Origin of the sequence: Salinimicrobium sp. WS361 (assembly GCF_050750585.1) — a bacterium.
Classification (GTDB): domain Bacteria; phylum Bacteroidota; class Bacteroidia; order Flavobacteriales; family Flavobacteriaceae; genus Salinimicrobium.
Genome location: NZ_JBOJLM010000001.1, coordinates 251,873 through 263,867 on the forward strand (window position 1 = coordinate 251,873; position 11,995 = coordinate 263,867).

The 11,995-nt window shown below is 43.2% G+C and carries 9 protein-coding genes and 1 tRNA gene; 2 read left to right on the forward strand and 8 right to left on the reverse strand.

The window, feature by feature from the left end; translation table 11 throughout:
• Positions 1–662: 662 nt before the first annotated feature.
• The 3 genes from ACQ93I_RS01170 to ACQ93I_RS01180 all read right to left on the reverse strand — a co-directional run bounded on the left by ACQ93I_RS01170 (position 663) and on the right by ACQ93I_RS01180 (position 4,714).
• A complete protein-coding gene (locus ACQ93I_RS01170) occupies positions 663–1,445 on the reverse strand; it encodes a TIGR03915 family putative DNA repair protein (RefSeq protein WP_431696773.1) in 783 nt (260 codons plus the stop codon).
• Positions 1,446–2,705 (reverse strand): putative DNA modification/repair radical SAM protein, encoded by a 1,260-nt coding sequence (locus tag ACQ93I_RS01175; protein ID WP_431696774.1) that lies wholly within the window; start codon positions 2,703–2,705, stop codon positions 1,446–1,448.
• A 539-nt stretch (positions 2,706–3,244) separates the two neighbouring features.
• A complete protein-coding gene (locus tag ACQ93I_RS01180; RefSeq protein WP_431696775.1) occupies positions 3,245–4,714 on the reverse strand; it encodes a hypothetical protein in 1,470 nt (489 codons plus the stop codon).
• Between the two features lie 280 nt (positions 4,715–4,994).
• On the opposite strand from ACQ93I_RS01180, the gene ACQ93I_RS01185 reads away from it, so the two are divergent.
• On the forward strand, positions 4,995–5,339 hold the full coding sequence (locus ACQ93I_RS01185; RefSeq protein ID WP_431696776.1) for a hypothetical protein: 345 nt from the start codon (positions 4,995–4,997) through the stop codon (positions 5,337–5,339).
• A 192-nt stretch (positions 5,340–5,531) separates the two neighbouring features.
• Here the strand turns inward: ACQ93I_RS01185 and ACQ93I_RS01190 are convergent.
• A tRNA-Leu gene (locus ACQ93I_RS01190) sits at positions 5,532–5,613 on the reverse strand.
• 210 nt (positions 5,614–5,823) lie between these two features.
• Between ACQ93I_RS01190 and ACQ93I_RS01195 the strand changes: the two genes are divergently transcribed.
• On the forward strand, positions 5,824–7,221 hold the full coding sequence (locus ACQ93I_RS01195; RefSeq protein ID WP_431696777.1) for a dipeptidase: 1,398 nt from the start codon (positions 5,824–5,826) through the stop codon (positions 7,219–7,221).
• 169 nt (positions 7,222–7,390) lie between these two features.
• On the opposite strand, the gene ACQ93I_RS01200 is transcribed toward ACQ93I_RS01195, so the two are convergent.
• The 4 genes from ACQ93I_RS01200 to ACQ93I_RS01215 form a co-directional block, all read right to left on the reverse strand.
• Complete coding sequence (locus tag ACQ93I_RS01200; protein WP_431696778.1) at positions 7,391–7,966, reverse strand: PhnA domain-containing protein; 576 nt, start codon at positions 7,964–7,966, stop codon at positions 7,391–7,393.
• 121 nt (positions 7,967–8,087) lie between these two features.
• Complete coding sequence (locus tag ACQ93I_RS01205) at positions 8,088–8,987, reverse strand: EamA family transporter (RefSeq protein ID WP_431696779.1); 900 nt, start codon at positions 8,985–8,987, stop codon at positions 8,088–8,090.
• A gap of 231 nt (positions 8,988–9,218) precedes the next feature.
• Positions 9,219–10,931: a DUF885 domain-containing protein gene (locus tag ACQ93I_RS01210; protein WP_431696780.1), complete on the reverse strand. Its 1,713-nt coding sequence runs from the start codon at positions 10,929–10,931 to the stop codon at positions 9,219–9,221.
• A gap of 57 nt (positions 10,932–10,988) precedes the next feature.
• Positions 10,989–11,990 (reverse strand): metal-dependent hydrolase, encoded by a 1,002-nt coding sequence (locus tag ACQ93I_RS01215; protein ID WP_431696781.1) that lies wholly within the window; start codon positions 11,988–11,990, stop codon positions 10,989–10,991.
• Positions 11,991–11,995: the final 5 nt, after the last annotated feature.

Below are 11,995 nucleotides of genomic sequence, written 5' to 3' on the forward strand. Positions count from 1 at the left end.
TCGATAGGCCGGGGATTTGCCTTCTTCAATTCTGATAATCAACAAAAACATTTTCGTCAACCTGTTCCGATGCTTTGGGAGTTTAAGGTTCTATTCGTTCCAATGAGTTCTTTTCAATGGAAGATACTCTTGTTCTTTTTCCATTGATGAAAAAGAACCAAAAAATCTGGGCTTACGAAAATGTTGCTAAAATTTTCATTCGGAGCCTAAATTTTAGGAACTCGCCACAAGCCTTTTTCTAAATCTCAAGATCCATTCGGCTCAAACAGCCTAAAATTTTGCGGCCCGCTCATTTCAATTTTTACGCAAAATTTTCGATAGGCCGGGGATTTACCTTCTTCAATTCAAATTCTTCAAAACTGTTGGAAAACTCAAAATGAATAGCTCTGTCAACCTGTTCCGATGCTTTGGGAGTTTCAGGTTATTTTTATTAGCAAGAAAGAAATATCAATTGCCTTCGCCTTTAGGCGGAGGGTTTAATGGAATAAAAGATAGATAGGGCTTTAGCCCAATTGAGTTTTCCAATTCCATCAGCTCCTTTTACATACAACCAGGATTTTGGGCTAAAGCCCCAATTTCACCTCTTCTTCAAACCACTGGCTTTAGCCAGTGGCAAATCATCGATATCATTTTGATCTTGGATAACTTACCTCTCTAAAATGTCATTTCTGAAGGTTCTTTTCTGTGAGGTACTTCCAGTAACGCTTTGGGAGGTGCTGCACATGCAACTTAGAGTTTGCCCTGCTTTTGATGTTTGTGCTGGTAAAATACTGATTCCACAGCTGCTGAAATGCTATTTCTGAAGTATGAAAATAAGTCTCTGGTGCGCCTGAAATGCCTATGGCGGGATTGAGATCCAGAGTGATATAATTTATTTCTGAAAGATCCCACGCGATGCCGAAATTTCGTTTTAGATCATAAATAATCCACTTTTGATCTGCATAGCGGTTCTTAAAATGACTTTTTATAAGCGGCAGTACATTGAAATCGGGTTCAATTGCAGCAAAATACACCTCATCTTTGGTCAGCCTGAAGCGCACAAAAGCTTCCATGCGATGTTTCTCGCGTCCCACTTTCTTTGCTGCCTGTGCTACTTTTAGCACTGCGGGATGGGAAAAATCCCGGTCCACCGGCACATTTTCGGCAAGGATGTAACGAATCATGCTGAACATGTGCATTTCCATCCCCAAAATTTCACTCAGAAAAGCCCATTTTAGATCCCGCAGCCCGGCGGGGGAAGCTTTTTTCTTCAGGGACGTCCATACGCGTTTGGCCTTTTCAGGCTCTGTGATCACCTCCCTTGATTCTGAAAATAATTGTTGCCCTGCCTGCCCTCCCGGCGGTTTTATATCCACGACTTTCAGCTTTTCTTCATAGGCGGTGAACACGCAGCAGAGAAAACCTTCCAGCGTGCCGTCATAAATATGTACCGCCTGCTGTTCCATCTAAAAAAGGCTTAACTGGGTTCCAATCTCCTTCCTGAACTTCCCCGATGAGGTCTTTAAAATGACATTTTTGAGATACTCGCTGGAAGGTTCTTTTACTTCAAATTCGCGGGAGTCGCAGGTGATAAAATGTTTCGCCCTGTTCATGGCGATCCCGATGTTCTTCAGGTGCTCCCAGTTGAGCTTCCGGAATTTTCTCGCCTGCAGGATCTTGTTGACCGACTTCAATCCAATACCCGGAATGCGCAACAGCAATTGCTTTTCTACCCGATTAATATTCACCGGAAACAAATGTCGGTTTCGCAGCGCCCAACTGAGTTTTGGATCTACCTCAAGGTCGAGATTTAGGTTCTGCTCATTCAGTAGCTCCCGAATGTCAAATCCGTAGAAGCGCAGCAGCCAGTCGGTTTGGTACAGGCGGTTCTCCCGCAACAGCGGTACCTGAGAATTCAGAGCCGGCAACCGCGGATCTTCGGCCACCGGCACATACCCGGAATAATAGACCCGCTTCATGTTGTACTTCTTGTAGAAAAAATTAGCCGAATACATGATGTCACGGTCACTCTCCCCCGATGCGCCAATGATCATCTGCGTGCTCTGCCCCGCCGGGGCATATTTGGGTGTGCTTTTTATAAGCCGACTTTCCTGTTTGTACTGGATGATCTCATTTTTCACCTTTTCCATCGGCTTCATGAAATCTTCATGCTTTTTGTCGGGCGCCAGGAGCTTGAGTCCGCTTTTGGTGGGGATCTCGATGTTAACACTCAGGCGATCGGCATAGAGTCCGGCCTCGCGCATGAGTTCGTCGCTGGCGCCGGGAATCGACTTCAGGTGAATATAGCCATTGAAATTCTCTTTCAGCCGCAGCTTTTTCGCCACCTGGATGAGGCGTTCCATGGTATAATCGGCATCTTTAAAGATTCCGGAACTCAGGAAAAGGCCTTCAATATAATTACGCCGGTAAAAATGAATGGTAAGATCCACCACTTCCTGCACCTTAAAAGCAGCGCGTTTTACATCATTACTCTTGCGGGTCACGCAGTAGGCGCAGTCAAAAATACAGTGGTTGGTGAGCAGGATCTTGAGCAGGGAAACACAGCGGCCATCTTCGGTATAAGAATGGCAAATGCCCATGCCCGAGGAATCACCGAGACCGTTGGTGGTGTTTTTGCGTTTGCTTCCGCTGGAAGAACAGGAAACGTCGTATTTAGCGGCATCGGCTAAGATACTCAGCTTCTCCTTTATTCTTTCATAATCCATACTGCTGATTTTCAGCAAAAATAGGAAATTTTCCTATTGTATGGAATTATTCCGTATAATTAAAAATAGGATCGCTTCGCTGTAAGAATTTGGAACCAGGACTTGAGTTTGAGATGAATATCCACCACTTTAAACATTCAACCTTTAAATTACCTAACAATTTTATCTCATGGCCGTCACTTCGAGCTTGCCTGATACAGGCAGGTGATTTTTATGAGCGGGAGCGACGGGAAATCGTATCGGGAAGAAAGCCGTCCACTTAGCCACTGTTCTCGATACAAATCTACCCTTGCTATTGCAGTCAAAGATTTACCCGGTTCTCGATACATTTTTCACCATGCTCCCGCATGGCGAAAAACACTCGAACTGACGGGGAACTGCAAATTGTAGATCTGTTTATTATTCATTGATCATTCACTCAAACAACTTCAGAATAAGGATTAATGCAACTTCCCTCTCAAAAATGGCATTTCCGAAATCTTTTTTCTGAAAGAAATTTCGCTTAAACCTGGAACCTTGAACATTAAACCTTAAACTTTTTAAAGCTGTCCCACGGCATCGAGCAAGCCTTCACGCAGGCCTTTCCAGGCATAGTTCCAGAAAGACTTGTTTTTGGTGCGCTCTACCCGCACGTCCTGGCCGCCGCCTTCATCGGGTTCCTGTTCGTTATCTACAAAGAGGTTGGCAATAGCACTTAAAAAGCCTTTTTTCTCCTTCTCTTTATTAACCAGTTCCACTTTAAACTCATCGTATTCCATCCTGAAATCGCCTTGCAGCACGTCATCATTTCCGTGGAAATTAAAGTAGACGCTATTTACGGTTCCGCGGGCGCGGGCATTAAGGGAAGGAATAAGAAAAGGATCCAGGGCCTCACCTTCGATGGTGCCAAAGTTGCCCGAGATCTGAAATTTGTCCTGAGGATTAAAAACAGGAAAGGTCCAGTCAATACTCACCGGGGTGCCTTGCATAAAATCGGCATTAGCAGTTATTTTGGGTTGAGTATCGAGCTCCTTTAGATTGTGGAGGTTATTAATTTCGCCATTAACAGCAGCAAAGCGAACTATAGCTGGCTTCTCTGCGCCCTCTGTCTGTTCTTCATATACAATTTCGCTGTTTTTCACCTCTACCTTTTCAAAATTCAGGTAAATAGGCGCTTCCCGCAACATCTTACTGTAAAGCGGCTTCTCATGGGGATAATCGGTTACCAGTTTGTTCCTGTAAATATCAAGCTGAGCCCGGGCAACGGTCATTTTTGGGTTTCGCAGGTACAAGGAATCTTTCCGCATCTCAAAGTTAAGACTGTCGAGCGTGATCTTTTCTACATCAAGCCTTACGTAATCTTTTTCGTAAGGGATCCTTTGCACAAATTCTTCGCGGGTAAAGAGGGAACGGATCTTAAAATCGGAAATCTCAATTTGCCCATTCTTAGCTGAAACCCTTCCCACATCAATGTAGTGCTCAGGATTCATCTTCAGATAAAGCGTATCGAGTTCAAGCTGATAATCTTTGAGACCGGAGAGCTGCATTCCCGATTTAATATCTTCAATCCGTGCTGTTGGGATATGAGCATACATGGTGGCCGCAGCAGTATCGGAAGGTTGTTTACTAAAACTGCCATTTTTGACCCGTAGATTCTTTACATGTACCTGCTGTTGCGCCGAAGGTTTATTTGCAGAAGTATCTTTAGGAAAGAAGGTAAGCGAGGGGGAGATGATCTCAAATTCATCTACCTCGATATTGTTATTGAATAAATATTCGGTGTACGAAAGTCCGCTTACTTTAACTTTATCTATGCTTCCCGCAAACCTGCGTTCATCAAGCTTCAGGTTCTCTACGCTGAACCTATTAAGAAAGATATTTACTGAAAGATCATTGTAACCCGAAGCCTGCAGTTTCTCATCAAGCTGCTGCTCAATCCTGTTCTTCACGTATAGATTTGCCAGAAACAGCAGAAGAATAATACCTGCCACACCCACACCGATCCAGATTGTTGTTTTTTTCTTACTCACGCTTTTTTTGTTTAAGATAGTATTTTTCCTTCAAACACCTGTTAACACTACTTCAGGAGAAAAACAGGCTATGCCTTACAGCCTTAAAAAGAGGGTAAAATTATTAAGGTTTTGCTGTAGGATTCTACGCACTTTTTCTTAATTCTTCACAACTTTTGTTTAGGAATGTTACTTCGCTGTTAATTCTTTATTAATCAACATTTTATTAGAACATTTTTAACACCTGAAGTCTTAATTTAGGCCCTGTAAAAAGAAAACTAACTAAAATATAATCAGCCACATGACATCATTTCAACCCTCTCAAATTATTGAACAATTCAAGAATTTTATACACGATAGTTGTACTACTTGTGAAACTGAAATGGAAAAATACAGCTCACTTCACAAGGGGATCATTAAAATGTATTTTGGAGCCCGTCGTGTAGAGATAGATTATAAGCAACAACTTATTAAAGCCGAAATTCCTATGGCTCCGCATCAATACACTACAGTAAATTTTGAGTGCCAGGACCTGGACAGGTTCCTTTCTTCCTGCCTCAAAAATGACAAAAGAAGCCTGAATTTTTATCAAAGCTCATTAAACTACTATAACCATACCCCGGAAGCACTTTCCCAGGTTGCATAGTGAAATGTTGAAATGCGGTTTATGAATTTAGCTTCGGAATCTTCCGGAGCTTTTTTTTGCTGAAAAGAATCTGCTGACAGAAGAGAGGTGGATATCAACCTTGTTTAGCTGGGTATTTCTCAATTACCGAAATATCCTGAAATATTGATCAATAAAAAAGCCGACTCGTTAAAAGTCGGCTTTTTCAATCTGTGCGGGCGAAAGGACTCGAACCTTCACACCGTGAGGCACTAGATCCTAAGTCTAGCGTGTCTACCAATTCCACCACGCCCGCGTTGGTAATTTCAATATGATTGCTTGTTGTAAGCGGATGCAAATATAAACATAAGTTTGAATCTGCAAATGGAAAAATAATTTTTTTTCATTCGAGGATGAAAAAAATTATTTCAGACATCAGTAATTAAACCTGAGCTAAGTCTCAAATCTCATATCTAATGTCTCACATCTAATTTTCTTACCTTTACTCTTTACCAAAATTATACACATGCAAGACATTAAAAAATATGTGGAAGCGAATAAACAGCGGTTCATTGACGAACTCGTGGAGCTGCTAAAAATCCCTTCCATTAGTGCCGATTCCAAATACAAGAAAGATCTACTAAAAACTGCCGAAGCTGTTAAACAAAGCCTGTTAGACGCTGGTTGCGATGTGGCCGAAATCCATGAAACACCCGGTCATCCGGTTGTTTTTGGAGAAAAGATCATTGATAAGAACCTGCCCACCGTGCTCGTTTATGGTCATTACGACGTCCAGCCGCCAGATCCTGTTGAACTATGGGAGAGTCCACCGTTTGAGCCGGTGATCAAAAACACAGAAATTCATCCCGAAGGTGCCATTTTTGCCAGGGGAGCATGTGACGATAAAGGCCAAATGTACATGCACGTAAAGGCATTGGAGTACATGACCAAAAATGATAAACTTCCCTGCAATGTGAAGTTCATGATTGAAGGGGAAGAAGAAGTGGGAAGTGAAAACCTGGGCTGGTTCATTGAGAAGAACAGGGAAAAACTGCAGAACGATGTTATCCTTATTAGTGATACCGGGATGATTGCCAAAGATGTGCCATCTATCACCACAGGACTCCGCGGCCTCAGCTATATGGAAGTGGAAGTGACCGGGCCCAACCGCGACCTTCATAGCGGACTATACGGAGGAGCGGTCGCAAATCCCATTAATGTGCTTTCAAAAATGATCGCTTCTTTACAGGATGAGAACAACAGGATCACCGTTCCCGGGTTCTACGACAATGTAAAGGAATACAGCGAAGCCGAAAGAGAAAAAATGGCCGAGGCTCCTTTTGATCTTGAAGCATACAAGAAGAAACTCAATATTGAAGATGTGCAGGGAGAAGAAGGTTTCAGCACCCTGGAACGGGCTTCTATTCGCCCTACACTAGATGTGAACGGAATTTGGGGAGGCTATACCGGCGAAGGTGCAAAAACAGTATTGCCATCAAAAGCCTATGCTAAAATTTCTATGCGCCTGGTAAGTGATCAGGACTGGAAAAATATAAGTCAATTGTTCACCAAACATTTTGAGAGCCTCGCGCCAAAAAGTGTGAAGGTAAAAGTGACTACTCATCACGGTGGGCAGGCCTACGTTACTCCTATTGACACACTCGAATATCAGGCTGCCAATGATGCTTATGCCGAAGTCTTCGGAAAAGATCCAATCCCGCAGCACAGCGGTGGAAGTATTCCCATAGTTGCCCTGTTTGAGAAAGAACTGAAAAGTAAGACTATTCTGATGGGCTTCGGACTGGATACAGATGCAATCCACTCCCCAAATGAACATTTCGGAATATGGAATTATCTTAAGGGAATTGAAACCATTCCGTACTTCTATAAGCACTTCACTAAACTGAAGCAGGCAGAGAAGTAGTGGTATACAAGGCACGGATTGCAAATCCGTACCAAACGGAATATATAAAACCTAACAGGTCTCAAAGACCTGTTAGGTTTGAATACAATACAAAAGGCCTCACAGTTTTGAAAATCTATGAGGCCTTTTAATATGTTGTAAAGTCGCAAATCTTCTGAGACTCCTTTTTTTATGTCTTCTTAACGAACTTTGTTAGGATCACGATCTGTTGACCTTCCACCTTACCTTCAATCTGCTCCGGATTGTCGTGAACTAAAGAAACTCTTCTTACGGCCGTTCCTCTTTTCGCAACGAGGCTGGAGCCACGTACCGGCAGATCTTTAATCAATACCACGGTATCCCCGGCTTCTATAGTTACACCATTAGAATCCTTGTGAACCACACCTCCAGAGGTTTCTCCTGTAGTCTGTCCGGCTTTTGCCCATGCCAGCTGCTCCTCTTCCATATACATCATATCAAGCAGGTCTTGCGGCCAGCCTTCGCCTTTTAGACGATTTAACATACGCCATGCCATGACCTGTACAGCAGGGACTGTACTCCACATGCTGTCATTAAGACATCTCCAATGGTTGGGGTCTGTCTTTTCAGGATCTTCTATTTGCTCTTTACAGGTAGCACAAACAAGTATATGGTGTTCGCTACCTGCAGGAGAATCGGGAATTTCATATACCTCAAGATCATTGGTAGACGTACAAAGTTCACATTGCGAGGAACTTCTTTGAAACAGGTCTTGTTCTAAGCTCATTTTAAGGAAATTTTAAGACAAAGGTAGCATTTTCTGTAGTTTAAGAATGCCACCTTCAGGCTTTCCTGAAATTATTCTCTTCTGCTGAAACCTGTGATAAATCTTCAGAAAAATTATTTATTTAGATCTTGTACCGCCTGAAATTAGGCAGGTTCATCTGAATTACTGCGATAAGTATAAGAGCAATACCTGCCCATTGATAGAGATTTACTGTCTCACTCAACAGGAAGTACGCCATAAGCACCGCTGCCGGCAACTCGATTGAAGATACTATGGCACCAAGGCCCACTCCTGTTTTAGGCATTCCCTGGGTGTAAAGAATGGGAGGAAGAATAGTTCCAAAAATGGCAAGGATCAATCCCCATTTCTGAAATATCTGCAGGTTAAATTGTTCTATTAAAAAAGGGAAGGAAATGATCCCGACAATAAGAGTTCCTCCAACCATCATCCAAAGGCTTCTCCTTAAAGGGTGCAGTTGTAATGAAACAGTATTTGAGGTGTAGATAGTCACGGTATAAGACATTGCGGCAAGCAGCCCCCAGCCCATTCCTCTCCAGTCCAGCTGGAAAGAATCGGTCATTAAGTTGGTCGCAATTACCGTCCCGGCAAGGATAGCAACTACAGCAAATACCTTTTTTGCACCCGGTCTTTTCTTTTCAAGGATAGCTTCCAGGACCACACCCATCCAAACGCTTTGCATTAAGAGTACGATACCAATAGATACCGGGATATACTTAGCTGCCAGATAATAAAAAGTACTGGTAAGACCCAGTGAAGTCCCTGCGGCAACAAGTTTCAGAATATTTTTTGATTTATTTTGAACGGGAGCAGCTCCCTTCTTTTTCCCTGTAAAAAGGTTGATAACAAGTAATCCCACAAGGCCCAGGGCCATTTGGGCAAAAGTGATCTCATGAGAGGTGTATCCTTCGGCATAGGCCATTTTTACGAAGGTAGTTAGCATTCCATAGCTAATCGCCCCAAGTGCAACAAAAAGGCTGCCTTTAAGTAAAGAGTTGTTCATAAATAGAGGTTGCAGAACGTCTGCAGGTGATTTTAAGGATTGGATTTTATTCAGAAAAATCCTGTGTTAAGAAAGAATTTTTGCGGGTGCAAAAGTAGGTTATTTCCACGAAGTGGGAAAAGATTTTTTGGAATGTGATTTAGCTGCAGGATTTATAGTTTTTTAAAGAGCCGCCTTCAAATTATGTACTAGACCTCACAGGTTTCAAAAACCTGTGAGGTCTTTAAAATATTACTTCAAACTCCTTTCAATATAAGCATCCACCCTTTCTTCCAGGATGGGTAATGTCACCGTTCCCTGTTCGAGAATGATCTCATGGAAATCCCGAATATTGAAATTGGTTCCAAGAGCTTCTTCAGCTTTTTTGCGGAGTTCGCGGATCTTCATCTCACCAATTTTATAAGAAACTGCCTGTCCCGGCCAGGAGATGTATCGGTCCACCTCAGTATTGATATTATGCATCGAAAGTGCTGTATTCGATCGCAGGAACTCTACCGCCTGTTCTCTTGTCCAGCCCAAGGCATGTATACCTGTATCGACTACAAGTCGGCCGGCGCGCCATTGTTCATAAGTTAGTTTGCCGAAGCGCTCATAAGGAGTTATGTAAATGCCCATCTCTTCTGCCAGACTTTCAGAATAAAGTCCCCAGCCCTCTCCAAAAGCCGATAAATAGAAGTTCCTTCTAAACTTCGGAATGCTATCTCCCAGCTCCCCGTTTAAAGAGATTTGCAGGTGATGGCCGGGCACTGCTTCATGGGCTGTCAACGCCGGAAGCACATACAGTGGCCGGTTTGAAAGATTGTAAGTGTTCACCCAATAATACCCCGGCTGCGTATCATCGCTGGCACCCACATATCTTCCGGTAGTGTACTTTGGTGCAATAGCATCGGGCACGGGAGCCACACCATAAGGCTTCCGCGGCAGGGTTTTAAAGAACTTCGGAAGCTGGGCATCGATGCGTTTGGAAATATCCCTCGCCTCTTTTAGCAGCTCCTCTCCGGTTTTCGCATAAAACTGCTCGTCTGTCCGAAGGAAGTGGATAAAATTTTCAAAACTGCCTTCAAAACCTACTTCTGAAATGATCTTTTTCATTTCGGCATTGATCCGTGCCACTTCTTCCAGGCCTTTTTGATGGATCTCTTCTGCGGAAAGATCCAGCGTGGTATAGTAATTCAGGCGATTCTGATAATAATCGCTGCCTCCGGGAATTTCTGAAACTCCAATAGATTCTCGCGCCGCCGGAAGGTATTCCGTCTCAAAAAAGGCTTTTACACGCCTGAATTGCGGGATCACATTTTTAGAGACTGCAATTTCAGCCGCAGCTATAACTGAATCTTTTTGCTGCTGATTCAGAATAGGTGGAAGCTTCAAAAATGGCGAATAGTAGAAACTTTTTTTAGGATCATCAACAATCTGGTCATTATAGGTAGCCTCATAACCCTTAAAAATAACCGCAGGCTGTAAATTGCCTTTTTTGATCCCTTTCCGCAGCAATTCCAGGTGTTGATCTACATAAGCGGGAATCGCATTGAGCTTGTTCAGGTATTCTTTTACCTGTGTATAGGTACTAAAATCCCTCACGTGATAGGGCAGACTCACATGAAAGCCGGCATCTGAAAGCAACGGATTCAAATAAGCCTCGTATTCATAAAAATCGACAGTTTCCTGAAGATCATATCGCAACAATTCCGCAGAGATCTCTTCAGTTTCAGAAAGCTGCTCTTTATTGATCTCTTCGAGCTCCTTTAGGAGCTCCCGGGCAAATTCGGCCTCTTTTTTATATAATTCTTCTGTAAAAAGTCCCAGCGGATTGGCCTGTCGGTCATATGCTTTGTGCTTATCAACCTTTTCTATCACCTGCTTTAATGCTTCGGAAGAATTCTGACTCTGTACTGGAAAATTTACAAGGAGAAGAAATGTTAGGTTCCAAAAAAGGTATTTCATGATGACATTTTTGTTGAATGATAAATATAAAGCTTCCTGGGAATCTTACTTCTGAAGTTAATTGCCTTTGATGCGCTCCCAAAGATCTATAAGGATCTGTTTTCCATCTTCCGGGCGCTTGGGCTCTTCTTCGGCTGTTACGCTGCCATCTTCCGGAATCAATTTATAGCTGAAAGCAAAATTTGAATCTTCAGCTGAAGGATTAAGTTTTCCGAAGCGCAGATCGTTAAAGTAAAGGAACCCATCTTTCTCGGAGATGCTGTACCAGCCATTGGTGATGTCAATTAAACGCTGCACATTTTTGTCATTTTTGAGACTCCCCAGGTAATGATGGTTCTTTGGCACGGCTTCAAATCTTATCATCTCCTCATCAAAAAAGGAATAATAGCCAATGAGAAAGTCTTCTTCGGCCTCCACATTAGCCGACCATAAAACGGTATTGAGCGGAGTGGGGCGCGTATCGATGCGGGAGTAAAATATGCCCTGCTGCTCCAAATCTTCTACAAACTGTTGGTGAGCAATAAACTTCAAGAATAAAGTGAGCATCAGGTAGCTTGTACTCACAATCAAACCAAGGCGGTTGAATTTTGCCCTTTTTGGATCCTCTTTTTTCCGCCGCATGGCGAGGATAAGGAAAATCAGGAATGGCAGAGTGTATAAGGGATCAATCACGAAAATGCTCTTAAACGCCAGCCGGATGTCGTGCGGCCAGAACAACTGCGTGCCCCAGGTGGTAAAGGAATCGAGAATGGGATGTGTAAATAACCCCCAGAACATGAGCCATGACCAGTCTTTCCAGCCAACGCCGCTCTTTCGTTCTATCTTTGAAATGAGCCAGCCGAAAAGTGGTGACGCTAATACAGCAAAAAAGATGGAATGTGTTAATCCGCGGTGGACCTCAATTGCAGTTATTGTGTCGGTGAAATTGCTCGCAAGTGCATCGAGATCGGGGATGGTTCCCGCAATTGCACCGTAAAGCATCGCCTTATTCCCGACTTTCCTGCCCAAAACCGCTTCGCCCACCGCTGCACCGAGTACTATTTGAGTTAAACTATCCACTCTTT

What these genes read in the sequence shown, in the direction of transcription:
- ACQ93I_RS01170 (WP_431696773.1), bottom strand. Translation starts at nt 1,445, where the DNA reads ATGGAACAGCAGGCGGTACATATTTATGACGGCACGCTGGAAGGTTTT.
- ACQ93I_RS01175 (WP_431696774.1), bottom strand. Translation starts at nt 2,705, where the DNA reads ATGGATTATGAAAGAATAAAGGAGAAGCTGAGTATCTTAGCCGATGCC.
- ACQ93I_RS01185 (WP_431696776.1), top strand. Translation starts at nt 4,995, where the DNA reads ATGACATCATTTCAACCCTCTCAAATTATTGAACAATTCAAGAATTTT.
- ACQ93I_RS01195 (WP_431696777.1), top strand. Translation starts at nt 5,824, where the DNA reads ATGCAAGACATTAAAAAATATGTGGAAGCGAATAAACAGCGGTTCATT.
- ACQ93I_RS01200 (WP_431696778.1), bottom strand. Translation starts at nt 7,966, where the DNA reads ATGAGCTTAGAACAAGACCTGTTTCAAAGAAGTTCCTCGCAATGTGAA.
- ACQ93I_RS01205 (WP_431696779.1), bottom strand. Translation starts at nt 8,987, where the DNA reads ATGAACAACTCTTTACTTAAAGGCAGCCTTTTTGTTGCACTTGGGGCG.
- ACQ93I_RS01210 (WP_431696780.1), bottom strand. Translation starts at nt 10,931, where the DNA reads ATGAAATACCTTTTTTGGAACCTAACATTTCTTCTCCTTGTAAATTTT.